We start from the raw sequence: 22,827 nt of genomic DNA on the forward strand, positions 1-22,827 counted from the left end.
GCTTATGGCTATGCCTGCTGCCAGGTGTCGACAAGCTCCTTGGCCGCGGCGTAGGGGTCATCGGCGCTGCAGACGGCGCTCACCACAAAGAAGCCGTTGACGCCGGTGGCCTTAAGCTGCGGCAGGTCGGCTGTCTTAACGCCGCCGCCCACCACGATGGGCACGGGGCTTGCCGCGTGGAGTGCGGCCAGGTCCTCAAAGCTCTTGGTGATGATAGAGCCGTCGGCCGCGCGTCCGCAGTCGCGCTTGGTCTCGGTCTCGTGGAGCGGGCCGATGCCCAGGTAGTCGACCAGGCTCATGTCGGCGGTCTTGACGTACTCGAGCATCTCCTCACAACGGGCCGAAAGGCCCACGATGGCGTCGGGGCCCAGCAGCTTGCGACAGACCTCGACGGGAATATCGCTTTGGCCCACGTGCACGCCGTCGACGGCAATACCCTGCTCGCGCGCGGCGAGTACACAGTCCAGACGGTCGTCGATTAACAGGGCGACCTGACCGGTCTTGCCGGCCTGTGCGATTGCCTGCGCGGCGTCGCCGGTCAGCGCAATGATCTCGCGGGCGCTTGCCACCTTGGAGCGCACCTGGATGCAGGTAAAGCCGGCGTCGAGCGCCTGGGCCACCACATCGCCCACGGGGCGTCCCAGCGTATTTTCGGGGCCGAGTACCAGATAGGCCGAGATATCAAGGTTGTCGCGGATGCTCATCGTGCTTCCTCCTGCTTTTTGATCTGCGCTTCCATGCGTTCAAGCTTGCCGGTCATGGTGTCGGTAAATCCGGGCCGAATATCGGCTTTGAGCACGACTTCGGTGCGGATGCCCTTGCTCGCCAACACAAAGGTTGCGTCGCGCACGACCTGCATGACCTCGTCCCAGTCGCCCTCGATCTCGGTGAACATCGAGGTGGTGCGGTTGGGAAGGCCGCTCTCGCGAATGACGCGCACGACCTCGGCGACCTCGGCGGACAGCTCATCGCCGGTGCCGCACGGGGCGATGGCCACAGCGACGAGCGTGTTCATGCTGGCATTGGTTGCGGGCTCGGACATGGCCTATGCCTCCTCGAGCTCGAGCTGGTTGTTGGCGATGTCCTGGGCGCTCGCGCGGTAGAGCTCGTCGATAAAGGCGACCTTAAAGCTCGCCGGGGCATCGGCGACGGCGGCAGCACGCGTGCCAGCGACGTTGTAGACGGCGGTACCGCAGACTGCCGCCGTAAACGGATCGGCGGCACAGGCGTACACGGCCAGTACGCCGCCTTGCGAGCAACCGCAACCGGTGATCTTGGACATGAGCGGGCTGCCGCCGTGGGACTTGGCCACGGTCGTGCCGTCGGTAATCAGGTCGACTTCGCCCGAGACCACAACGGCGCCGCCGGTGTAGCGGGCGAGCGCCACGGCGGCATCGCGGGCGGCGTCTACCGTGTCGGTGGTATCGACACCGCGTACGCGGCTCAGATCAGCCGCCTCGCCCTCAAGACCCCACAGGCCGGCGAGCGCGATGATCTCGGAGGCGTTGCCGCGCACGATGGCGGGCTTGTACTGCTTGAGTTCGTTTACCAACTGGGTGCGCAGACTACCGATACCCAGGCCCACCGGATCGAGCACCCAGGGCTTGCCGGCGTCGTGTGCCGCCTTGGCCGCGCGGGGAATCGTTTGCTCGTAGATGGGGAAGAGCGTGCCCATATTGAGATAGATGGCGCCGCCGCCGGCAACGAGCGCCTCGCCCTCGTCGGGCAGATAGACCATGGCGGCCGATCCGCCCACGGCGAGCTGTGCGTTGGCGACAAAGTCGATCGTCACCGTGTTGGTGATGGAGCCGGCCATCGGATTGGTGGCGCGAATTTCCTCTACGGCCTTGACCATATGTTGCTTAAGCTGTTCCGAATCAATCACTGCACATGCCTCCTTGGCATAGAAAAGGGGCGCTGTGCATAGACAGCGCCCCTGTAAAGGCGGCATGCTCCCTACGCCAGCATTAACTGACAGGTTCAAAGGATTGGGCCCCATGCCCTCTCAGCCTTGTGGTTTGCACCGCCGGCACTCCCGCATCGAATCTGTTGTTCCCTATACTAGCGCACCTGCCAAAAAGGGACAGGTTTATTTTGGCAGGTCGTTACAATAGGTAGGACCGATACGAATGGGGGCCTTATGATTAAACTTGTGCTGACCGATATGGACGATACACTGATTCCAGCCGGGCATGACGGCGCCAGCGACTACGCCATTGAGGGTATTCATGCCATGCAGGCGGCGGGTCTGCACTTTGGGCCGGTTTCGGGTCGTCAGCCGTCCGCGATGGGCTGGATGTTCAAAAACCGTTCCGAGTGTTTTTCGACCGGTGCGTTCTGTAACGGCCAGGTGATGTTTGTCGGCGGCGAAGTAGTCGCTTCGCGCGCAATCGACAACGATGCTCTGATGCGTTTGGCTGACTATCTGGAGCAAGAGACCGACGATACATTTCTAAAAGTCTACAGCCTGGGCGATGACTTTTGGGGCAACGATGCCTATTGCGTGACGAGCAATCCCGAGCGTGTGCGTCGCGCTATGGAGTCGGGCGGCAATGCGTGGCTCAAAGGCGAAGAGGCCCCGTGTCGTCCCGTCGTCGATGGCGCGCCGGTGTTTAAGGCGAATATCTGGAGTGCCCGTTCGCGTGAGGAGCTCGCGGAGCTACGCGAGCGCGTTGCCGTTGAGGTACCGGAACTTTCGCTTGTGTTTCCCAACAACCGAGTGCGCCTGTTCGACATCCTTCCGGATGGTTGGGACAAGGGCTGCGCTGCGCTGGAGCTGGCGCGCGCCTTGGGCCTGACGCCCGACGAGGTGGCTGTATTTGGCGATTCCGATAACGATCTGCCCATGATCGATGCCGTTCCCAACTCCGTTGCAGTCGCCAATGCCAACGAGGCCGTCACGGCTGCCGCGCGCTGGCATATCGGCGCCGCGGCAGATGATGCGGTCGCCGGGGCTTTGCATCAGATTGCCGCCTGCGCCGCGACGGGGGAGATGCCGCCGTTTATGCGCCTGCCGGGTACTGCCGACGCGAATCTCACGAACAGCTAAGGAGACAGTCATGAAGCTCCAGCAGCTCAGATATGTCGTCAAAGTTGCCGAATGCGGCAGCATTACCGAGGCCTCGCGCCGTCTCTTTGTGTCGCAGCCTTCGATTACCGCGTCGATTCGCGATCTCGAAAACGAGATGGGTGTGCACATCTTTGAGCGCACCAACAAGGGCGTCATTGTGTCCGAGGAAGGCGAGACCTTCTTGGGCTATGCGCGCCAGGTACTCGACCAGGCCGACCTGCTCGAGGGCAAGTACAAGGGCGCATCCGAGCAGGTGCCGCACTTTAGTGTGAGCTGCCAGCATTATTCCTTTGCCGTTAACGCGTTTGTTGACGTGATTCGCGAGTTCGATGCCGCGCGTTACGACTTTACCCTGCGCGAGGAGCAGACCCACGAGATTATCGAGGATGTCGCGCATATGAAAAGCGAACTGGGCATCCTGTACTTATCCGAGCATAACCGCGAGGTCATCGAGCGCATGCTGGTGGCCAACGAGCTCGTGTTCGAAGGACTCTTCTGCGCCACGCCGCATGTCTTCGTCTGCGCCGACCATCCGCTGGCGGACCGCTCCAGCGTGACGCTCGAGGATCTGGAAGACTACCCGTTCCTGTCCTACGAGCAGGGCAGCTACAACTCGTTTTACTATTCCGAGGAGCTGACCTCGACGTTCGAGCGTCGCAAAAATATCCGCGTGCGCGACCGTGCGACGTTGTTCAATTTGGCCATGGGCCTCAACGGCTACACGGTATGCTCGGGCGTGATCAGCCACGAGCTCAACGGCCCCGGCATTATCTCGATTCCGCTCGACGTGGACGAGTACATGGAGATTGGCATCATCACGCGCAAGAACACGACGCTTACGCGCTACGGTCGGGCCTATATCGACGCGATTCGTCAGCATATCTAGGCTGCTGTGCTCCGCACGGTTCAAGTCTCTTTATGACAGTCCAGACTGATATAGGAAACATCTATATCAAACTGTTATAAACGTATATTTTACGATGGTCATATGAGCGCTCATACTCTGTCCCAGTAAAGCAACCAATGCAAAGGGAGATATCTATGAGCACTTCGATTCAACCGAACGCGCCGTTTCGCGCCGATATCGTCGGCAGCTTTCTTCGTCCGCAGGCTGTAAAGGACGCCCGTGCCGCCTATGTCGCGGGTAAACTCGACGCTTCCGGCCTTAAGGCCGTCGAGGACGATGCCATTCGCGATTTGGTGGCCAAGCAGAAGGCCGCCGGCCTGCAGGTGATCACCGATGGCGAGTTCCGCCGCAGCTACTGGCACCTCGATTTTATGTGGGGCCTCAACGGCATTGTGCGCCGCACCTCACGCACGGGTTATATGTTCCATGATGAGGAGACGACGGCCGACACCGCCGTGGTTACTGGTCCCATTAGCGGCGAGAACCACCCGTTCGTCGAGCATTTTAAGTTCGTCAAGGCGCTTGAGGGGGAGGGCCAGGTCGCACGCCAGACCATTCCGGCGCCGATCCAGACGTTCTCTGAGGTCACGCTCGATCGCTGCGACGGCCAGCAGGAGAGCCTGCGCGCTGTCTATAAGACCGATGAGGAACTTGCCGACGCTATTGCAGACGCTTATCGCACGGTGATCGCCGACCTGTACGCAGCAGGCTGCCGCAACGTCCAGTTTGATGACTGCACCTGGGGCATCTACTGCGATACCGATTTTGTCGCCAAAACCGGCATGAGCCCGGTCGACCTGCAAAAGGTAAGCGAGCTGGGCGTGGCGCTCAACAACGCCGCCATCGAGGGCAAGCCCGACGATCTGGTTATCAACACGCACGTGTGCCGCGGCAACTACCACTCCACCTATGCTTTTGAGGGCGGCTACGACCCCATCGCGCCGTACCTGTTCGCACATGAGGATGTCGATGCGTTCTATCTGGAGTTCGACACGCCGCGCGCCGGTGGTTTTGAGCCGCTTAAGTACGTTGCCCCCGGCAAGAAGGTGGTGCTGGGACTGGTCACTACAAAGGCAGCTGAGCTTGAGGACGAGGACGTTATCGTCGAACGTATCCACGAGGCCGCAAAGTACGTGCCGCTCGAGAACCTGTACCTGTCGCCCCAGTGCGGCTTTGCCAGCTGCGAGATTGGCAACAAGCTGACCGAGGACGAGCAGTGGGCGAAGATCGCGCTGGTCAAGCGCATTGCCGAGCGCGTTTGGAAGTAACGCTACCGTTTGCAGGTGGCGGCGCGCGCGAGACATTGCGTATCACGTACAATGGTTCGGATCGTATCGTTCGGGCAGGTTATCCAATATGCCTGATCGCCCTTCCATCATGAAAGGACTTCCATGTCCCAATCCTCGACGCCCACCGTATCTGAACTCGAGGAGACTGTCGAATAGTAGCTGCGTTCAGCCAAATTAAAAATGGCGTCCATGCGTGTGTACGCGTGGACGCCATTTTTAATGCGTCAGTATCCAGTGGATGCCGCGCGCCATGCGCAGGTCAGTTTGGGCAAAATGATTGCCGGGGTTGAGCTCCAGCGTTGTTGGGATGTCGCGCTCGATAAACAGCTTTTCCATCGCGCGCGTATCGTCGAGTACGTGCCGCATCATGCGGTTGGGCGTCTTGGTTTCCTTTTTACCGAGCGACAGATAGGCGGCGTCGGGCGTAGCCGTCATCGTGCGCTCGCGCGCGTAGTCGATAAAGCCGGGGAACCACAGCGACCCCGATGCACTCGCCACGCGCTCAAAGACATCTGTTTGCCAAAGTGCCCACAGTGCAAAAAGACCCGCCAACGAGTAGCCGGCAACGCTGCGCCAGGCGGGCGGTTGCGGGAGCGATGATTCGGCCTGGGGGATTATCTGCTTCAACAACTCGTCAAGAAAACCAGCAGCCTGTCCGCCAAAGGGCTCGGCATCTCGTATAGTTCCGTCGCATTCCCAGGGGCTCAGCTCGCGATTCCAATCGAGCCCTCCAATGGCGACAAGGGTGAACGGCGGGCAGTCGAGCTCTCGGCAGCGCTCGTAGACTTCACTACCGTTGCCCATAACCACGGGGAGATAGATGACGGGTGCGCCTTCCGCACACTCTGAATAAACGGTTATCTGCTTATGATGCGCTTCCAAGGCAGGCTTCTCTCAGTGTTGTGATATTGACAGCCTCAATTGTCGCACGCTGACACGGGGGCAGACGCTAAAAGAAAGGCGCGGAGCCGCTCGATGCGATTCCGCGCCTTGTTGTTTTGCTTTAGCAGACTATGCCGTTACGCCACGAAGAAGTAGACGAGGAAGGCGAGGGCTGCGATCCACATGAGCGGCTTGATCTTGGAGGCCTCGCCCTTAAAGAGCGCGACGACCACGTAGGCGATGAAGCCCAGGCCAATGCCGGCAGAGATGGAGTAGGTGAAGGGCACGCCGGCGACAATCATGAACGCCGGGAAACCCTGCGACACGTCGGACCAGTCGATCTCGGAGGCTTCGCTCATCATGAGGTAGCCGACGTAGACCAGAGCACCGCAGGTGGCGGCGCTGGAAACGATGGTGACGATGGGGGAGAAGAACGCGGCGAGAATGAACAGCACGCCGGTGGTGACGGAGGTGAGGCCCGTGCGGCCACCGTCGGCAGCGCCAGAGGTGGACTCGACGAAGGTGGTGATGGAGGAGACGCCCATGAAACCGCCCACAGCAGCGGCGGCGGAGTCGACGATCAGGATCTCCTTGATATTCTCGACGTTGCCGTCGTCGGTGAGGAACTCGCCCTGCTTGGCCACGGCCATCGCGGTGCCCATGGTGTCGAAGAAGTCACTCATGAGCAGCGAGAACGAGATGACGAGGAGCGCGGGGTCGGTAAGGACCTTGACGATGGCGGGCACGCCGCCGGCGTCGGCGATGGGGCCACCAATGCTCGAGAAATCGAGCGGGGCGATGATACCGGTCGGAGCCTGGGTCACACCTAGGGGGATACCGGCGATGACGGCGACGACGATGCCGATGAGCAGCGAGCCGGGGACGTTACGGCAGGCGAGGGCGACCGTCACCAGGATGGAGATGATGCCGACGATGAAGGTGGGGGAGGTGATGTCGCCCAGACCGACGAGTGTACCGGCGCCAGCGGTGATAATGCCGGCATCGCACAGGCCAATCATGGCGATGAACAGGCCCAGACCCACCGAGATGGCGTGACGCAGGACAACCGGGATGGCGTCCATGATGGCCTCACGCAGGCCACAAAGCACGAGCAGCAAGATGACGACGCCCTCAAGGAAGATGACGCTCATGGCCACGTGCCAGTCACCGCCGCAGACGGTGGTGGTGATTCCAGCGATCATCGCGTTGACGCCTAAGCCCGATGCGCAGGCGAGCGGGCGGTTGGCGAAGATGCCCATGCAGATGGTCATGATGCCGGCGCCCAGGCAGGTGGCGCAGGCGAGCGCTCCCGCATCGATGCCAGCACCCGAGAGCACCGCGGGGTTGACGGCGATGATGTAGGCCATCGCCAGGAATGTTGTCAGTCCAGCGCGGAGTTCGGTCCCGATTGTGGACTTGCGCTCGCTGACGTGAAATAGTTCGTCCATGCATACCCTTTCCTTGTTCGGCCCCGAGTTTAGGCCGATTGACGCGAACTCACCCACTATATCGCCTTTGTGAAGTTGGTGTTCCTCACATGTTGATGTTCGGCGGTTTGTAACGGACGGGCGGTATCTTTCGCATGAAATTGTGTAGGTACCGTATACTTAAGCGGTTACAACGACCCCTATGGAGGAACGTATGATTAAAGAGCTCTGCCGCGACGAGGCTATCCTGTCTCAGCGTTGCGAGGTTGCGACTGTCGAGGACGAGTCGGTCGCTCAGGATCTGATTGATACCATCAAGTCGCTCGATGATGCCGGCTGCTTGGCCGCCAACCAGATTGGCGTTACCAAGAAGGTTTGCGTCTACCTGGACGATGCCGGCGAACCCCACGTACTCTACAACCCCCGTCTGGTGTTTGGCCTGGGTGCCAGCAAGATGGAGGAGAGCTGCCTGACGCACGAGGAGGTCACCAAGTCCACGCGCTATATCAAGTGCAAGGTTGCCTTTGACCAGATTGTCGACGGCAAGATGAAGGAGTGCCGCCGCGACTATGCGGGCTTTGAGGCACAGATGATCCAGCATATGATCGACCACTGTCTTGGAAAGTTGGTCTAAGGGGACCAAAGCACCGCACTTCGCCTCTTTTGGCCCGGGCATGACATTGTTGTCATGTCCGGGCTTTTGTGTTTAGCGCCTTTTTGTTTGGAGACAATGAAATTAGCAAGAACGTAAAGCTAGGAGGCGCTATGTGTACGAGTATTCGATTTACCGATAATTCTGGCCACATGTATCTGGGCCGCAATCTCGACTGGAGCTTTGACTACGGCCAACAGGTTCGCGTGATGCCGCGCGGGTTCCACATTCCGTATTCGTTTATCGACGACGCGACAGCGGCACACGCGGTGATCGGTATGTGCATCGATTACAAGAACTATCCCATGTTTTTCGATTGCGGTAACGATGCGGGTCTGGCTGTGGCGGGGCTCAACTTTCCCGGCTATGCCGAGTATGCCGAGGGCCCTGTCGACGGCAAGACCAATATCGCGGCCTATGAGTTCCCCCTGTGGGTGGCAGCGACGTTCTCGACGGTCGATGAGGTCGAGGCCGCGCTGCGCGACACGGTGATTGTCGCCAAATCTGCCGGAGAGGGGCTGGGCGTGTCGCTGCTCCATTGGATTATCGGCGACAGCCAGCGCAGCATCGTGGTCGAGATGATGGCTGACGGTCTGCATGTATACGACGATCCGGTCGACACCCTTGCCAACCAGCCGACCTTCCCGTGGCACATGGAAAACCTGCGCACCTATATCACCGCCACAAGCGATTTTCCGCAGACGGCGACATGGCGTGGCGCCGAGCTCAAGCCCTATGGAGCCGGTGCCGGCATGCGCGGCATTCCGGGCGATTGCTATTCGCCGAGCCGTTTTGTAAAGGCGGCGTACCTCAATGCCAATTACCCGCAAAAGGAGAGCGAGACCGAAAACGTCGTTCGCATGTTCCGCTCGCTCGAGGGTGTGGTGATGATCGAGGGAGCGTCCAGGATGGGCGATGGCAAGTTCGAGAAGACTATCTACACCGGATGCTTTAGCGCGCGCACGGGCAATTATTACTACGCGATGTATGGGGATCCGTCGATTCGCTACGTGAGCCTGATGGATGCCGAGGGCGCGAGCCCCGATAGGCTCGTGGTTCCCGAGCCGCGCCGTTCGTAGCTCACTGGTCCGTTGCGACATAAAACGGCCTCGCACCTCTTATGAGATGCGAGGCCGTTGTCGTCAATGGCTGATGGCGTGTTAGAAGTTGGCGTCGTTGAACTGGGTGCTCTCGAGTCCGTCGAGTTGCTGTTCGGGCGTATCGGCGACGCTCTCGAGCAACTCGGTGGGATCGACGTTCATGTCCTTACCGGCTTCGTTGCCGTTGACCAAGTCGTCCGAGAAGATGTCGACTTCCATTTCCTCGGCCTCTTCGATCTGAACCTCGAGCGGCACCTGGGTGCGCACGAGCTTAACGGCCGGGCGCATGCGGGCAAACAGCGGCACGTACTCGATGATGATGGCCGAGTTCTCAAGACCGTACCAGCGTGCCGGGCTTCCGCAGGCGCGGCGGACGGCGTACTTGATGGCCATCACGCGGTGGTCATTGCGGTTGATGTCCGTTTCGGGGGCAAGCATCTTGCGCAGCATACAAAAGCGGAAGTCACCCACGTTGCCGCGTGTCTCGTAGATGGAGTAGGTGTGATGTTGCGGCGGCAGCTCGCCCGATGCCATCAAGTCGCCGACGATCTGACGCAGATAAGCGTTGACGCGCTGGTTGACTTTAAAGCCCAGGTCCAGGCGAACGCGGAAGAGGAAGTCCGTGCCAAAGGTCTCGACGGAATACTCGTGCGTATAGGGTTCGTCGGTAACGTGCACGTTAATGAACCAATATGCCTTGGCGCGCTTGGGATGCTTATCCAGGATGGAATAGAGCACGTCGCGGTCGAGCGTGAGCGGGTCGGGGCTGTTGGTGAGAAATACCAGATTGTCGGCGAGCACGGGATAGGTCTCGTCGTTGCGCAGGCGGTTGAGCTGATCGATGTACTTGGAGACGGGCAACAGAATCGTCTGTGTGCGCTCGATGGCGGTGCCACGGCGCCACACGTACATAAGGCCAAATAGCAGTGCGGCCAGGAAGATCATCACATAGCCGCCGTCAAAGAACATGGTGAGGCACGAGGCAAAGAAGCACAGCTCAATGGCACCGAAGAGCAGGGCGAAGACGCAGGCGCCCAGCTTGTGCTTGAGAATGCCAGCGATATAGCTCGTCAAAAGCGTCGTGGTCATGAGCATGGTCACGGTAATGGCGAGGCCGTAGGCGCTCTCCATGCGCTCGGAGTTTTGGAACAGCAGCACGATGAAGATGCAGCCGACCCACATGATGTTGTTGACGAGCGGAATATAGAGCTGGCCCTTGGTGTCGCTGGGGTAGTGGATGCGCAGATGCGGCATAAGGTTGAGGCGCGTGGCCTCGGATACCAGCGAGAACGAGCCGGTGATGAGCGCCTGCGAGGCGATGATGGCCGCTACGGCCGAAAGCACGATGGCAAAGGGGCGCAGGGGCTCGGGAAGCATCATATAAAACGGGTTGACGATATCCATCGCGAGCATCTGGGGGTTGGAGTTGTTGGCGAGCAGCCAAGCGCCCTGGCCCAGATAGTTAAGGATGAGGGCCGCCTTAACAAACGGCCAGGATGCGTAGATGTTGGCCTTGCCCACGTGGCCCATGTCTGAATAGAGCGCCTCGGCGCCGGTCGTCGACAGGAAGACGAAGCCGAGCACCATGATGCCCGAGTGGTTGATGGGCGAGAACAGGAACATAATGCCGCGAATGGGGTTGAGCGCGCGCAAGATGGACAGGTTGCCGAGCATGTTGAACAGGCCGGCGCCTGCCAGGAACAGGAACCACAGCGTCATGAGCGGGCCGAAGAGCTTGCCGATTGACGAGGTGCCGGCGCGCTGCATGGCAAACAGACCGCAGATAATGATGATTGTGATGATGATGACGTTGGTCTGGCCGTCGCCCAGCAGCGCATGGCCCCATTCGATGGTGCGCAGACCCTCGATGGCTGTGGTGACCGTGACCGCGGGGGTGAGGATGCCGTCGGCGAGCAGCGCCGCGCCGCCGATCATGGCGGGAAGAATCAGCCAAGGCGCCACTTTGCGCACCAAGCTAAACAGGGCGAAGATGCCGCCCTCGTTATGGTTGTCGGCCTTCATGGCGATTACAACGTACTTGACCGTGGTCACGAGTGTCATGGTCCAGATGACGAGCGAAAGCGCGCCCAGAATCATGTCCTCGCTGACGGTGCCGATGCCGCCGTTGTTGGCGACGATTGATTTCATGGTGTACATGGGGCTTGTGCCGATGTCACCGTAGACGACGCCGAGCGTTACGAGCAGCATGCCAGCGGAGAGGGGAATGGCTCCATGCCCGCCTTGACTACGCTGGTCTTGGAGGTTTGCCTCCAGTTTATTGTGTGCCACGAGGACTCCCTTAGACATCCGGTTATCTGTCTAGGACAAAAAACTTTATGCCGTCTTTATACATACAAGAGCAGTTTGGCACATCGGGTTATTTTAGACAATAATCCTCAGCTGGGGATTATTTATCTACGCAGGTAGCATTTCAAAGCAGGGGCTTTTAAGCACGTGCTGTCTGGGCGATGCCAGCCTTGGCGTTTGCGCGTTTGCCGGCGAGTTCGCAAAAAATCGCGCCGCCGATGATAAGCGCGGCGCCCATCAGGCGGACCGGTGTTATGGCTTCGCACAAAAGAACGGCGGAGAACACGACGGCCGAAAGCGGCTCGAGGTAGCCGACGACGGCGACGGTCTGCACAGGCAGTTTGGCGACGGCGCTAAAGTAGAGCAGGCAACCAATGCCGGTGTTGACGACGCCGAGCATGACGACGGCGCGCCAATCGATGCCTGCGGCGACGCCGGCGGACAGGAATGAGGGAGCACCCTGCGTGATGAGCGTGAGGACCAGCGCGGTCACAAAGGCGGCACTCACCTGGAGCGTGGAGTTCTCGAGGCCTTCGATGTGTGGCGCACCCTTGCTAGCGATGACCATCAGTGCATAGCAAAATGCCGAGGCGATGCCGCAGACGATACCCACAATGGGCATATTGCCGCCTAGACCTTGCGCTGCAATGAGAAAAGCACCGCACGCAACGGCGATAAAGCCGGCGATTTTGCCGCCGGTCAGCTTTTCGCCAAAGATGAGCGGGGAGAGTGCCATGACAATGATGGGGCCGCAGTAGTACAGCAGCGAGGATACGCCGACGCCGATCGTCTGGTAGGCGCGGAACAGAAAAATCCAGCCGGCACCCAGCGCGGCTCCCGAGAGGAGGAGGGCTGCGGCTTCGCGGGGGCGAGATGGCGCCTGCAACTTATGGCGTTGGGTGATGGCGAGGATGGTGACAAGCGAGAATGCACCCAAAAACGTGCGTAGTAGCACGATATCCGAGCTCGGCAGCGCGATAGCAGCGGCGATGATGCCGTTGGAACCAAACAATAGCAATGCTGCTAAGTACGTAAACAGTCCGTTGTTCATGCGCTGACATCCCCTCTATATCCGAGCATCTTCACTATGGGTGAACTGGCTTTAGAAGAAAAGCGAATATAATGCATAGATAACATGACAAAAACTCATGCAAAGGTGGAGGCGTGACGTGGAAACGAATATTCAAAAGATGCAGGTGCTGCTCGAGACCGTGCGCGCCGGCAGTTTTACGCGCGCCGCCGAGCGCCTGAGCTATTCGCAATCGGGCGTGAGCCGTATGGTGGCCGATCTCGAGGCCGACTGGGGCTTTAAGGTGCTCGACCGCAGTCGCGAGGGCGTAGTACTTTCTGCCGATGGACGGCAAGTTATGCCTGCGGTTGAGGCGTTATGCGAGGAATTCGTTCGCTTGCAGCGACGGGTGGATGAGATGCGTGGGCTCATGCGCGGCAAAATCTGCATCGGTACGTTTTCGAGTGTGGCGACCCACGTGCTGCCGCCGGTGATTGCGCGCTTTCGCGCCGATCATCCGGACGTCGATTACGAGTTGCTGATGGGCGATTACTCAGAGATTGAACAATGGGTGTCAGAGGGCCGCTGCGATCTGGGCTTTATCCCGCGTGAGCCACGCGGCGCCGGCATGGCGTCGCGGCCGTTGGTGCAAGACGAGCTGATGGCCGTGGTGCCAGCGGACTCCTCGCTTGCCACCGCGGAGGCCGTTTCCCTTGCCGATTTGGCCAACGAGCAGTTTATTCTGCTGGAACGCGGTAGCGACGACGAAATTACCCCGCTGTTTCGCCGCGCGGGCCTGGCGGTGCGCTCTAAGCTGTCAACCTGGGATGACTATGCGATTATGGCCATGGTCGAGGACGGCCTGGGCGTGAGCATTCTTCCGGCGCTCATCTTGCGCCGTTGTCAGTTCGATGTTGCTGTGCGCCCACTCGAGGCGCATCCCCATCGCCAAATCAACGCCATATATCGAACGGCCGATGTTTCGCTTGCCGCCGCCCGTTTCCTCGAATACCTCTAAACGTGTACACGTCATTGTCCGTTTTGGGCAAATCTCGGAGTTCGGTACGTTTTCTTATGAAATTGAACTTTCGAATGAGGCGCGGCGCTATACTGCTTGCTAAATTGAACCCCGGTTCAATTCGTGTTCTATAAATTGAACTTTGCCAGCAAGGAGGTTCCTGTGGCCCAAGAGACGTTTAGCGATCGCCTGCGACAGGCTATGTCCGATTGCGGCGTTCGCCAGTCGAACGTGATCCGCGCATCGGAGATGCTCGGCAAAAAACTCGGCAAGAGTCAGATGAGCCAATATGTGAGCGGCAAGACGATCCCGCGACGCGATGTGGCCGAGCTGCTCGCCCGTATTTTGGAGGTCGATGTTACCTGGCTGCTTGCCGGCGACGCCGATCAAGGCGAGGCATCATCACCCCGCAACGATTCCAAGCCCGAACCCCATCCCTCAGCTCAAATTGCAAGGAGCACCACCATGCGTACTTTTTCTAAATCCACCAAGCTCGATAACGTCCTGTATGACGTGCGCGGTCCCGTCGTCGACGAGGCCGCCCGTATGGAGGACGAGGGCGAGCGCATCCTCAAGCTCAATATCGGTAACCCGGCGCCCTTCGGTTTCCGCACGCCCGATGAGGTCATCAAGGACATGCGCCAGCAGCTGCCCGACTGCGAAGGCTATTCCAATTCGCGCGGCCTGTTCTCTGCGCGCAAGGCGATTATGCAGTACTCGCAGATCAAGGGCCTGCCCAATGTTCAGATGGAGCACATCTACACGGGCAACGGCGTGTCCGAACTCATTCAGCTTTCGATGAACGCGCTGCTCGACAATGGCGACGAGATTCTGATCCCCAGCCCCGACTACCCGCTGTGGACGGCGTGCGCGACCCTTGCCGGCGGTCATCCCGTACATTATCTGTGTGATGAGCAAGCGGATTGGTATCCCGACTTGGAGGATATGGAGTCCAAGATTACGAGCGCGACCAAAGCTCTCGTCATCATCAACCCCAACAACCCCACGGGTTCCGTCTATCCGCGCGAGGTGCTCGAGGGCATCGTCGAGGTTGCACGTAGGCATCAGCTGATGATCCTTGCCGATGAGATCTACGACCGCCTGTGCATGGACGGCTACGAGCACGTCTCGATTGCCTCGCTCGCCCCCGACCTGCCCTGCGTCACCTTTAGCGGCCTTTCCAAGTCGCACATGATCGCGGGCTATCGTATTGGCTGGATGGTGCTTTCGGGCAACCAGCGCTGCATGAGCGACTTCATCATGGGCGTCAACATGCTCTCGAACATGCGCCTGTGCTCCAACGTGCCGGCTCAGTCGATCGTTCAGACGGCACTCGGTGGCCATCAGTCGGTCAACGACTACATCCGTCCCGGCGGCCGTGTCTACGAGCAGCGCAACTTTGTGTATGAGGCGCTCAACAAGATCGACGGCATCTCGGTGGTCAAGCCGCGTGCGGCGTTCTACATCTTCCCCAAGATGGATGTTAAAAAGTTCAACATCACCGATGACGAGCAATTCGCCCTTGACCTGCTGCACGAGAAGAAGATCCTGATCACGCGCGGCGGCGGCTTTAACTGGGCTGAGCCCGACCACTTCCGTATCGTGTACCTGCCGCGCATGGAAGTACTCAAAGAGTCCCTCGAAGACCTCGCCGACTTCTTTGACCATTACCGTCAATCATAACGACAGAGATAGTCTGTCATTTAACGGGCGGCCCGTAACAGATTCGGGTCGCCCGTTTTCTGTTAAAGCTCGCGTTGTCGGCGTCTCGATCGTTTGGGCGAGTGGGAATCGCGTGTGAACGGAAAACTGTATTCCAAAATGGAATACAGTGTGCTTCAACTGGAATTGATGTCCGTGTGTCCGCTTTTTTAGAATGTTCTCGACAAGATGAAAGGCGGTCCCCACCAATGATTATCGATGCAAATTCCTACTGGTTTGACGAGCGCATCTTCCATGACGAGACGCTCTGTGAACAGTTTTTGGCCGAGGTGCCCCGCGCTTACGACACCGAGGGCTACCTGACCGTAAGCCCCACGGGCAAGCGACAGATTGTGATCGAAAAGCCCGCTGGCTTTCCGGGCCTCAACTATATCGAGGGAGACTACACCCTTGAGAAGCGTCTGGCAGACATGGACGAGGCGGGGGTCGATAAAGCGATTCTCAAACTCCCCGGCTGCCATGAGTGGATGTCGCTCGAGATGTGCCGGCGCTTCAACGACGGTATGGCTGCTGACGCGAAGGCGTCAAGTGGCCGTCTGATTCCGCTTGTCGCCGTGCCGCCCTTTGGCACCAAAGCGAATTTGGAGGAGCTCGACCGCAGGCTCGACGATGGTTTTGTGGGTGTGCAGCTCTGCGCTCACTACGGCAAGCGCTATCTCGACGACCAGGTCTTCTCGAGCTTTTTCGAGCACCTGAACGAACGCCATGTCACCGTTTACGTGCACCATGTTCCCGTGCCGGTCGAGAACGAATCGCTTCTCACGTACGACAACCTTCGCCGCTCTTATGGCCGCTGCGTCGACCAAACTACGGCGATCGGCCGAGAGATCTTTGGCGATTTCTTTGAACGCTACCCCAATATCAAGATGGTCCACTCCATGCTCGGCGGCGCATACTTTGCGTTTAAGGAGATGCTGCTGCCTCATGGTCCCAAGCGCCCTGATGCTTCTGGCCGTTTTCAGGTCGATACCGAGACCGTTTCCAGGCGCCTCGAGAACAACATCTATTTCGACATGTCCCATGCTCAGCCTTGGGGCAAGACACTCCTTGCCTGCGCGGTTGACGTGCTGGGTGCAGACCATATTGTTTTTGGCACGAGCTATCCCGTTAAACGCGAGTGGCTCACCGAGGGTGTCGCCTGCGTTCGCGCTGCAAATCTGAGCGATACAGACAGCGACCTTGTGCTTGGCGGTACGGCGCAGCAACTGTACGGTGTCGAGTGAGCGGCAATCAGAGGGGAGTATCTGCCATGGACGAAGGAGAGATGAGGGCTGGGGCCGCTCGTGTGGCCATCGATCTTGGGGACGTGTTGCCGTTCGACGGTTTCGACGAACTCCGTCATGAGGTCTTCGCCCGTGCCCTTATCATCGAGGGGACGGGGCGACGCGCCTGCGTCCTTTCGCTTGAGGTCACCTCGATCGCTCCGGCTCTACTCGCCGATCTGCGTGAGGTTGTTGAGGATGCCGCCAATTGCAGCGGTGCTTATTCTTGGGTGGTTCCTACCCACACGTTTTCCATGCCTCACGTCCGCACTCCCGGGCATCTTGCCGACGATGCTACCCGCAATCGCAACGAGCGCTATCGCGCAGCGCTCGTCGCTGCCGCCCGCACGGCTGTCGAGCGCGCTGTTGCGGGCATTCGCTCTGCCACGCTCGCCGCTGTGGAGGGCGAATGCCCCGTGAACGTTAATCGCGACATTGAGACGCCTGCCGGCTGGTGGTTGGGCTCGAATCCCAGGGGGTTTGCCGACCACACGATGCCCGTACTCGCCATAAGGGATGCCGGGGGCGAGTATGTTGCCGTGCTCGCGACGGCGGACGTTCAGTCCTCCGTGCTCGACGGGTCGCGCGACTCCGAGGGGAGGCGCATGGCGAGCGGAGACCTCTTTGGTTTTGCCGCCATGTCACTCGAGCGCGAGCTGGGCGGCGTTGCCCTGTTGCTGCCAGGCGCCGCGGGCGACCAAGGTCCGGCGGAGCGCGCCATGAACGTCATGTTCGATGCGGCCGGCGTTAAGCAGACGGTCGATGCCCATGAGGACGGATACCGCATGCTGCACCAGCAGGGGCAGGCCTTGGGCGATGCTTTGATCGAGGCCGCTCGCATGGCGCGTAAGGATGACGCTACCGGCATCGGTGCCCGCACGGTCGACGTTCTCCTGCCCGCTCAGACACGCGCCGATTTTCACTCTTTGGCTCCGCACCGAACGTATGAGTTTCATGCCGCTGGCGAGCAGCGCACGAGGGTCTATCTACTCCGGCTGGGAAACGTCGAGCTTGTCGGCGTACAACCCGAGGTCTCGAGTGCATTCGGCGCCACTGTGCGCGCCGCTCGGTCCGGCTCTGTGTTCTTTGCCACGCTCGTCAACGGCGGACAGAAGTACCTGCCGGCCCCCGATGCGTACGAGAAAATCACCTATGAGGCCATGAACTCCGGCTTTGCCGCCGGCTCCCATGAGCGCCTCCTCCAAACCATCCTTGCCGCTTTGAACGCGGCGCGACAAAAAGGAGAACTTGCATGAATATCGGACATGCACGCCGCAAGATTACCCCGCAAGGCGACATCTATCTAATCGGATACCGTAACCTCCCCAACCGTCTGGAGCCTGCGACAGGCGTCCATGACGACGTCTTCGCCAACGCGATTCTTTTCCAACAGGACGACCGCGAAGTTTTTCTCTTCAACGCCGATGTTCTCGAGTTTGAGGAGAGCATGGCCGAGGAGGTTAAGACGATGCTCGCCGAGCGCTACGGAATCGACCGTGACTGCGTTCTGCTCTCCGCGACGCACGACCACACTTCGATCGTCGCCTACCATCGCAGCTGGTGGACGGGAAAATTCAACGAGGACTACTATCGCTGGTTCCTCGATACCATCTGTCAATGCTTCGAAGAGTGCCGCGCCAACGCGCGACCTGCGACCTGTCGCATGGGCAAAAAAGTCATCACCGGTTTCTACGACAACCGCATCATTCCCGGTGAGCTTGCCGACAATGAGGTTATCGTGGTGTCGTTCTTCGATACCGAAGGCAAGCCATTTGCGGGCTTTGTGAACTGGGCGGTGCATTCCGCTTGCGTCGGACCCGACTGCACAGAGCTCACGAGCGAACTCGCCGGTCTTACCGGCAAAAAGCTCGCTCAGAGTCTTGGTTACTATCCGGCCATGGTCGTCGGTGCTGCTGGCGACTGTAGCGACCGCAATTTTCGCCAGGGACGCGGCATTCCCGAGGTTGAGCGTGTTTCGACCGGTCTTGCCGAGGCGATTTCCCAGATCAAGCTCGATCGCGAGGTCGTTCTCGACCGCATCGAGCCTCAGACGTTCTATCACACCGTTGCCCATGACGACTTTTCGCTCACGCTTAAGTGTGCCGTCATCAGTCTGGGCGGCTTGCATCTCTTTGTGTTCCCGAGTGAACTCGGCAGCGACCTGGGCATTCGCATGAAGCGCGAATGTCCGGTCGAGGGAATAGTCTGCGGTTACACCAACGGCTATTTTGAGTATTTCCTTCCGGCACGCGAGTACGGCCTCTCCTTTGAGACCGAGCGTACTCAGATTCCCCAGGGCGAACCGGAACGTCTGTGTGACAAGTTCTGCCAGACGACGAGACTTCTCGGCGCAGCAGATTCGCGTCTGTAGGCCTGATTGCGTGATATGGGCCAATGAGGCTCATTGCCATGTGATCGGCATCTTCCATCTTCTCTGCCGTTCCCCATCCCGGGCGTACGTGCGTCCGCGGATTTCAAAGGGGGAAGCGGGTTCCTTGCCCTCCCACGTCGACTACGGAGGCATGAAATCGATGCTATACCCCGCTCAGAAAAAGGAGAATTCCATGAAATACCAGAAGCTTTGCGATGAAATCATCACAAAGGTCGGTGGTCGAGACAATGTGTTAGACGTGAGCCACTGCATTACGCGTCTCCGCTTCCACCTCAAGGATGAATCGCTCGCCCAGACCAATGAGCTTAAGGCGACGAAGGGCGTCGTTGACGTCATCCAGGCCGGCGGACAGTATCAGGTCGTGATTGGTGCCACTGTCGAGGCCGTCTACAACGACCTCGTTCAGATTGGCGGGTTCGACTCCAAACCCGCGCTCGATATCGATGAAGGCGACGACGTCAAAAAGAGCGATCCATTCTCGCGTCTGCTTGCCATCATCTCCGAGATTCTGCAACCGGTTCTTGGCGTGCTTATGGCCGGTGGCTTTATCAAGTCGATGCTCGCGCTCTGCACGGTTGCCGGTTGGCTTGCCAAGGACAGCAATACGTATGTGACGCTCTCGGCAATCGGAGATTCGGTCTTCTATTACTTTCCGCTAATCATTGGCTGGACGTCGGCCAAGAAGTTCGGACTTAAGCCCGTTATGGGAATGGCGCTCGGCGGTATCCTCGTCTACCCGACGCTCGTTGCCCTTATGGGCGGAGATCCGCTCTACACGCTCGGCGCCGGTACGGTCTTCGAGTCCAATGTCTACGGTGATATTTTTGGCATCCCGCTGATCATGCAGAATTACTCATCGACGATTCTGCCTGCGATCTTTATCGTCTGGATTGCCTCCAAGGTGCACAAGGCCCTTTCTAACGCGCTGCCCGCGCTTGTGAGCTCGTTCTTCTCCAACATCCTGACGCTCCTCATTTGCGGCATCCTTGGCCTGCTTGTGGTCGGTCCGGTCATGACGGTCCTCTCCAACATCGTTGCCCAGATCATCTTGATGCTCATCAACTTCCAGCCCGCCATCGCCGACTTCGTCATCGGCACGTTCTGGAGCCTGCTCGTCATGTTCGGCCTGCACTGGGGTATCATCCCGCTGTGGTTTCTCGATGTCGCAACCTACGGCTATGACCTCATTAACCCGCTCGTGTATGCAGGCGGTTGTGCCATCGCCGGTGCTGTGCTTGGCATGGTCATCCGAACCAAGGACTCCGAGGAAAATGCTGCCGTCAACATTCCCGCCCTTGTCTCTTCGATTTTCGGTGTCAACGAGCCTGCGCTTTACGCCATCTTGCTGCCGCGTAAGCGTCTTATGTGGGCAACCTTTATTTCCGCTGGTGTAGGCGGCGCCATTGCCGGCCTCATGGGTGCCAAACTCTATGCCTTCGGTGCCTCCGGCCCGCTCGGTTTCCCGAGCTTTATTAACCCTGCCGGCATCGACACGGGCTTTATCGGCCTTGTCATCTCCGGTGTGGTCGCTTTCGTTCTGGCTCTTGTCGCCGCTATGGCGATCGGTACCAGGAAGGACGAGGGCGGTAAGGCGCTCAACATCTCGGTGGACTAGTCTGTCTGCGCACTTTAACTAAATATGCCTCGGACGGCGACGTGCCGCCCGAGGCATATTTGTGTTTTGTGCCGTTGTCAGCGTGTTTGCGGACACAAGTCTGCGGTTGTGGAGCAGCGGGGATTATGACGGTCGTGCCGCGGTGGAAGACGCACGGTCGCCCTGCAGGAGCTGACGGTAGGGGAGGAAGCCGATGAACGAGACGACCGCCTGCGAGTGCGCGGCGTTCCGCTTGAGGTAGAGCCTGACCTCGGAGGTCGTCGCGGGCTCAAGCGGCACCAGGGCTACCTTTCCGCTGGCAAGCGATTCCGCCGGCTTGCGCATGAGGAATGAGACGCCGGCGCCGCGTGCGACAAGAGAGATGATGTTCTCGGCTCGTTTGCCGGTGAACGTAACGCGTGGGCCAAATCCAGCTTCGCGACAAAGGGAAAGGACGAGCTCGCTTACGAACGAGCCTTGGGGAAGCATGAGGAAATTCTCGTCGATAAGGTCGTCTATCTCGACGGTGTCACGTTCGGCGAGCGGATGGTCGAGCGGAAGGACGGCCACGAGCCGGTCAGTCGTAAAGGGAATCTTTTTGAACTCCGGCTCGATGGCGCCACTGTCACGGATGAAGGCCAGGTCAATGTCCTCGTGCAGGAGCATACGCTTGAGTGTGTCGCCCTCGCCCTCGATGAGCTCAACAGAATATGAGGGGTTCGCCTGCTGAAAATCGATGACGGCGTCCGTGATCCCATAAGGGGCCATAATGGGGATAGAACCTACGGTGAGGTGCTCGAGCGGCTCACCTGCGCCTATTTGAATGGCGGCAAGATAGCGGTGCTGAAGCGTCGCAATTTTTTGCGCATAGGGGAGGAGCGCTTCACCTTGCGCGGTGAGTGTTACGTGGCGCTGGCTTCGATCGATGAGCTTGCAGCCGAGTTCGTGCTCCATTGCCATGATGTGCTTGGAGAGGGTTGATTGCGACATGAAAAGCAGTTCCGCCGCATCAAGAAACGTGCGTGACTGCGCTAAGATGGCGAATTCGCCAAAGCGGCTGATATCCATAGGGAGGCCTCCGGTACCCTCATTTTGGCAGGTGGCCTAAACCACGACGCCATTGCAGTGGTCGATTTCGTGCTGGATGATCTCGGCGGTGTAGCCCGAGAAGTTTTTGATGCGGTGAACGAAGTTCTCGTCCAAATACTCAACCTTAATGCGGCGATAGCGGGTACAGGGACGCTCGCCGGTCAGACACTATGACCCAATCCGAGGGCACTAAAAAGATAGGAGCCCCCGCTCGTGACCGCGGGTCGGGGCTGCGACAATGATGTTGAAGTGCCATAGGCGCAGCCGCGCCGCAACGAGGTTGGGAGGCTCCCATGCCAAAGTATTCTACCGCGTTCGGGATGGACGTCCACCTGAGGTCGACCACCGTCTGCGCCCTCGACGCGGACACCGGCGAGGCCGTGACGAGGAGGTTCCCCGGCAACCCCTGGGGCGAGATCGCCGGGTGGATGGATGGGTTCCCCGGGCCGTCGCTCGCGGCCTACGAGAGCGGCTACCTCGGCTTCGCCCCGCAAAGGGAGCTCGCCGGGCTCGGCGTCGAGTGCGTCGTCGCCGCGGTCTCGAAGATCCCCAGGTCGGCCGCCGACTCGGCCTCCAAGAACGACAGGAACGACGCCGCCAGGATGGCCAAGGCGATACTCGCCCACGACATCTCCCCCGTATGGGTCCCCTCCCCCGAGGTCGAAGGCGTCAGGGACCTCGCCGGCGCCTACGACGGGGCGACCGCGCGCCTGGCGACCGCCAAGCAGCGGCTGCTCGCCTTCCTCGCAAAGCGAGGGTTCGTCTACGGCGGCACCACGCCCGCCGGCAACCCGAGGAAGTACTGGACCTACGACTTCCTGAGGTGGCTCGACAAGGTCAGGCCGGAGGACGACGGCGGGGTTCGGACGCTCGCCGCCCTGAGGAACGAGGTCGAGGCCGCGGCGGAGGCCCGGGCGGACCTGCTCTCCGAGTACAGGGCCGCCGTGGATGCCAGCCCGATCGCCGCGGAGGTGGCCGCCCTCCAGTCGATCAAGGGGTGCGGGTTCGCGCTCGCCGCCGCCTTCGCGTCCGAGGTCGGCGACTTCTCGAGGTTCCGCTCCGGCAGGCAGGTGACGGCCTACTTCGGCCTCGCCCCGAAGCAGAGGT

General features: G+C 59.6%; 21 protein-coding genes and 1 riboswitch. Of the genes, 12 read left to right on the top strand and 9 right to left on the bottom strand.

The window, feature by feature from the left end:
- Positions 1-8 precede the first annotated feature (8 nt).
- From AAAV44_RS04550 to thiM, 3 genes are read right to left on the bottom strand one after another with little or no spacing between them, the layout of a single operon-like run.
- The gene (locus AAAV44_RS04550; RefSeq protein ID WP_195544247.1) at positions 9-704 is read right to left on the bottom strand and encodes a thiamine phosphate synthase; all 696 of its coding nucleotides are present in this window, start codon (positions 702-704) and stop codon (positions 9-11) included.
- A complete protein-coding gene (locus AAAV44_RS04555; RefSeq protein ID WP_349114773.1) occupies positions 701-1,042 on the bottom strand; it encodes a thiamine-binding protein in 342 nt (113 codons plus the stop codon). The genes AAAV44_RS04550 and AAAV44_RS04555 overlap by 4 nt, the downstream gene beginning before the upstream one ends.
- A gap of 3 nt (positions 1,043-1,045) precedes the next feature.
- Positions 1,046-1,885 (bottom strand): hydroxyethylthiazole kinase, encoded by an 840-nt coding sequence (gene thiM, locus AAAV44_RS04560; protein WP_349114774.1) that lies wholly within the window; start codon positions 1,883-1,885, stop codon positions 1,046-1,048.
- A 51-nt stretch (positions 1,886-1,936) separates the two neighbouring features.
- Positions 1,937-2,047: riboswitch (TPP riboswitch) on the bottom strand.
- 93 nt (positions 2,048-2,140) lie between these two features.
- On the opposite strand from thiM, the gene AAAV44_RS04565 reads away from it, so the two are divergent.
- The 3 genes from AAAV44_RS04565 to AAAV44_RS04575 all read left to right on the top strand — a co-directional run bounded on the left by AAAV44_RS04565 (position 2,141) and on the right by AAAV44_RS04575 (position 5,245).
- Complete coding sequence (locus tag AAAV44_RS04565) at positions 2,141-3,049, top strand: HAD family hydrolase (RefSeq protein ID WP_349114775.1); 909 nt, start codon at positions 2,141-2,143, stop codon at positions 3,047-3,049.
- Positions 3,050-3,059: 10 nt separating this feature from the next.
- Positions 3,060-3,956 (top strand): LysR family transcriptional regulator, encoded by an 897-nt coding sequence (locus AAAV44_RS04570; protein WP_055286633.1) that lies wholly within the window; start codon positions 3,060-3,062, stop codon positions 3,954-3,956.
- 155 nt (positions 3,957-4,111) lie between these two features.
- Entirely contained in the window at positions 4,112-5,245 is a 1,134-nt protein-coding gene (locus tag AAAV44_RS04575; protein WP_349114776.1) for a 5-methyltetrahydropteroyltriglutamate--homocysteine S-methyltransferase, read from the top strand.
- Between the two features lie 237 nt (positions 5,246-5,482).
- Here the strand turns inward: AAAV44_RS04575 and AAAV44_RS04580 are convergent, their stop codons facing one another.
- Both AAAV44_RS04580 and AAAV44_RS04585 read right to left on the bottom strand, forming a co-directional pair.
- Positions 5,483-6,148 carry an alpha/beta hydrolase-fold protein gene (locus AAAV44_RS04580; RefSeq protein ID WP_152068410.1) on the bottom strand — a complete coding sequence of 222 codons (666 nt, stop codon included), beginning with the start codon at positions 6,146-6,148 and terminating at the stop codon, positions 5,483-5,485.
- A 137-nt stretch (positions 6,149-6,285) separates the two neighbouring features.
- Positions 6,286-7,596: an NCS2 family permease gene (locus AAAV44_RS04585; protein ID WP_022094378.1), complete on the bottom strand. Its 1,311-nt coding sequence runs from the start codon at positions 7,594-7,596 to the stop codon at positions 6,286-6,288.
- Between the two features lie 193 nt (positions 7,597-7,789).
- Here AAAV44_RS04585 and AAAV44_RS04590 point away from each other — a divergent pair, with 193 nt between their 5' ends.
- Together AAAV44_RS04590 and bsh are read left to right on the top strand one after the other, a co-directional pair.
- Positions 7,790-8,209 carry a peptide deformylase gene (locus AAAV44_RS04590; protein ID WP_196025965.1) on the top strand — a complete coding sequence of 140 codons (420 nt, stop codon included), beginning with the start codon at positions 7,790-7,792 and terminating at the stop codon, positions 8,207-8,209.
- A 131-nt stretch (positions 8,210-8,340) separates the two neighbouring features.
- The gene (bsh, locus tag AAAV44_RS04595) at positions 8,341-9,306 is read left to right on the top strand and encodes a choloylglycine hydrolase (protein WP_055310022.1); all 966 of its coding nucleotides are present in this window, start codon (positions 8,341-8,343) and stop codon (positions 9,304-9,306) included.
- Positions 9,307-9,387: 81 nt separating this feature from the next.
- On the opposite strand, the gene AAAV44_RS04600 is transcribed toward bsh, so the two are convergent.
- Together AAAV44_RS04600 and AAAV44_RS04605 are read right to left on the bottom strand one after the other, a co-directional pair.
- Positions 9,388-11,634 carry a KUP/HAK/KT family potassium transporter gene (locus tag AAAV44_RS04600; RefSeq protein ID WP_349114777.1) on the bottom strand — a complete coding sequence of 749 codons (2,247 nt, stop codon included), beginning with the start codon at positions 11,632-11,634 and terminating at the stop codon, positions 9,388-9,390.
- Positions 11,635-11,773: 139 nt separating this feature from the next.
- The gene (locus AAAV44_RS04605) at positions 11,774-12,685 is read right to left on the bottom strand and encodes a DMT family transporter (RefSeq protein WP_349114778.1); all 912 of its coding nucleotides are present in this window, start codon (positions 12,683-12,685) and stop codon (positions 11,774-11,776) included.
- Positions 12,686-12,803: 118 nt separating this feature from the next.
- Between AAAV44_RS04605 and AAAV44_RS04610 the strand changes: the two genes are divergently transcribed.
- The 6 genes from AAAV44_RS04610 to AAAV44_RS04635 all read left to right on the top strand — a co-directional run bounded on the left by AAAV44_RS04610 (position 12,804) and on the right by AAAV44_RS04635 (position 20,652).
- Complete coding sequence (locus tag AAAV44_RS04610; protein ID WP_349114779.1) at positions 12,804-13,661, top strand: LysR family transcriptional regulator; 858 nt, start codon at positions 12,804-12,806, stop codon at positions 13,659-13,661.
- 201 nt (positions 13,662-13,862) lie between these two features.
- Positions 13,863-15,344, top strand: coding sequence for an aminotransferase class I/II-fold pyridoxal phosphate-dependent enzyme (locus AAAV44_RS04615; RefSeq protein ID WP_349114788.1), 1,482 nt, complete (start codon positions 13,863-13,865; stop codon positions 15,342-15,344).
- A 227-nt stretch (positions 15,345-15,571) separates the two neighbouring features.
- Entirely contained in the window at positions 15,572-16,606 is a 1,035-nt protein-coding gene (locus tag AAAV44_RS04620; RefSeq protein ID WP_349114780.1) for an amidohydrolase family protein, read from the top strand.
- A gap of 26 nt (positions 16,607-16,632) precedes the next feature.
- Positions 16,633-17,901: a hypothetical protein gene (locus AAAV44_RS04625; RefSeq protein WP_138341140.1), complete on the top strand. Its 1,269-nt coding sequence runs from the start codon at positions 16,633-16,635 to the stop codon at positions 17,899-17,901.
- Positions 17,898-19,016: a neutral/alkaline non-lysosomal ceramidase N-terminal domain-containing protein gene (locus tag AAAV44_RS04630; protein ID WP_349114782.1), complete on the top strand. Its 1,119-nt coding sequence runs from the start codon at positions 17,898-17,900 to the stop codon at positions 19,014-19,016. The genes AAAV44_RS04625 and AAAV44_RS04630 overlap by 4 nt, the downstream gene beginning before the upstream one ends.
- 193 nt (positions 19,017-19,209) lie before the next feature.
- Entirely contained in the window at positions 19,210-20,652 is a 1,443-nt protein-coding gene (locus AAAV44_RS04635; protein WP_349114784.1) for a PTS transporter subunit EIIC, read from the top strand.
- A gap of 123 nt (positions 20,653-20,775) precedes the next feature.
- On the opposite strand, the gene AAAV44_RS04640 is transcribed toward AAAV44_RS04635, so the two are convergent.
- Positions 20,776-21,699 carry a LysR family transcriptional regulator gene (locus AAAV44_RS04640; protein WP_138341146.1) on the bottom strand — a complete coding sequence of 308 codons (924 nt, stop codon included), beginning with the start codon at positions 21,697-21,699 and terminating at the stop codon, positions 20,776-20,778.
- Positions 21,700-21,735: 36 nt separating this feature from the next.
- Entirely contained in the window at positions 21,736-21,885 is a 150-nt protein-coding gene (locus AAAV44_RS04645; RefSeq protein ID WP_349114789.1) for a peptide deformylase, read from the bottom strand.
- A 128-nt stretch (positions 21,886-22,013) separates the two neighbouring features.
- On the opposite strand from AAAV44_RS04645, the gene AAAV44_RS04650 reads away from it, so the two are divergent.
- The coding region (locus AAAV44_RS04650; RefSeq protein ID WP_349114786.1) for an IS110 family transposase at positions 22,014-22,827 on the top strand (814 nt) is incomplete at its 3' end.

This window comes from Collinsella sp. CLA-AP-H1, assembly GCF_040092945.1.
In the GTDB taxonomy this organism is placed as follows: Bacteria; Actinomycetota; Coriobacteriia; order Coriobacteriales; family Coriobacteriaceae; genus Collinsella.

Coding starts and splice junctions, on each gene's coding strand:
- AAAV44_RS04550 (WP_195544247.1), bottom strand. CDS start 704: ATGAGCATCCGCGACAACCTTGATATCTCGGCCTATCTGGTACTCGGC.
- AAAV44_RS04555 (WP_349114773.1), bottom strand. CDS start 1,042: ATGTCCGAGCCCGCAACCAATGCCAGCATGAACACGCTCGTCGCTGTG.
- AAAV44_RS04565 (WP_349114775.1), top strand. CDS start 2,141: ATGATTAAACTTGTGCTGACCGATATGGACGATACACTGATTCCAGCC.
- AAAV44_RS04570 (WP_055286633.1), top strand. CDS start 3,060: ATGAAGCTCCAGCAGCTCAGATATGTCGTCAAAGTTGCCGAATGCGGC.
- AAAV44_RS04575 (WP_349114776.1), top strand. CDS start 4,112: ATGAGCACTTCGATTCAACCGAACGCGCCGTTTCGCGCCGATATCGTC.
- AAAV44_RS04585 (WP_022094378.1), bottom strand. CDS start 7,596: ATGGACGAACTATTTCACGTCAGCGAGCGCAAGTCCACAATCGGGACC.
- AAAV44_RS04590 (WP_196025965.1), top strand. CDS start 7,790: ATGATTAAAGAGCTCTGCCGCGACGAGGCTATCCTGTCTCAGCGTTGC.
- bsh (WP_055310022.1), top strand. CDS start 8,341: ATGTGTACGAGTATTCGATTTACCGATAATTCTGGCCACATGTATCTG.
- AAAV44_RS04600 (WP_349114777.1), bottom strand. CDS start 11,634: ATGTCTAAGGGAGTCCTCGTGGCACACAATAAACTGGAGGCAAACCTC.
- AAAV44_RS04605 (WP_349114778.1), bottom strand. CDS start 12,685: ATGAACAACGGACTGTTTACGTACTTAGCAGCATTGCTATTGTTTGGT.
- AAAV44_RS04615 (WP_349114788.1), top strand. CDS start 13,863: ATGTCCGATTGCGGCGTTCGCCAGTCGAACGTGATCCGCGCATCGGAG.
- AAAV44_RS04620 (WP_349114780.1), top strand. CDS start 15,572: ATGATTATCGATGCAAATTCCTACTGGTTTGACGAGCGCATCTTCCAT.
- AAAV44_RS04625 (WP_138341140.1), top strand. CDS start 16,633: ATGGACGAAGGAGAGATGAGGGCTGGGGCCGCTCGTGTGGCCATCGAT.
- AAAV44_RS04630 (WP_349114782.1), top strand. CDS start 17,898: ATGAATATCGGACATGCACGCCGCAAGATTACCCCGCAAGGCGACATC.
- AAAV44_RS04635 (WP_349114784.1), top strand. CDS start 19,210: ATGAAATACCAGAAGCTTTGCGATGAAATCATCACAAAGGTCGGTGGT.
- AAAV44_RS04640 (WP_138341146.1), bottom strand. CDS start 21,699: ATGGATATCAGCCGCTTTGGCGAATTCGCCATCTTAGCGCAGTCACGC.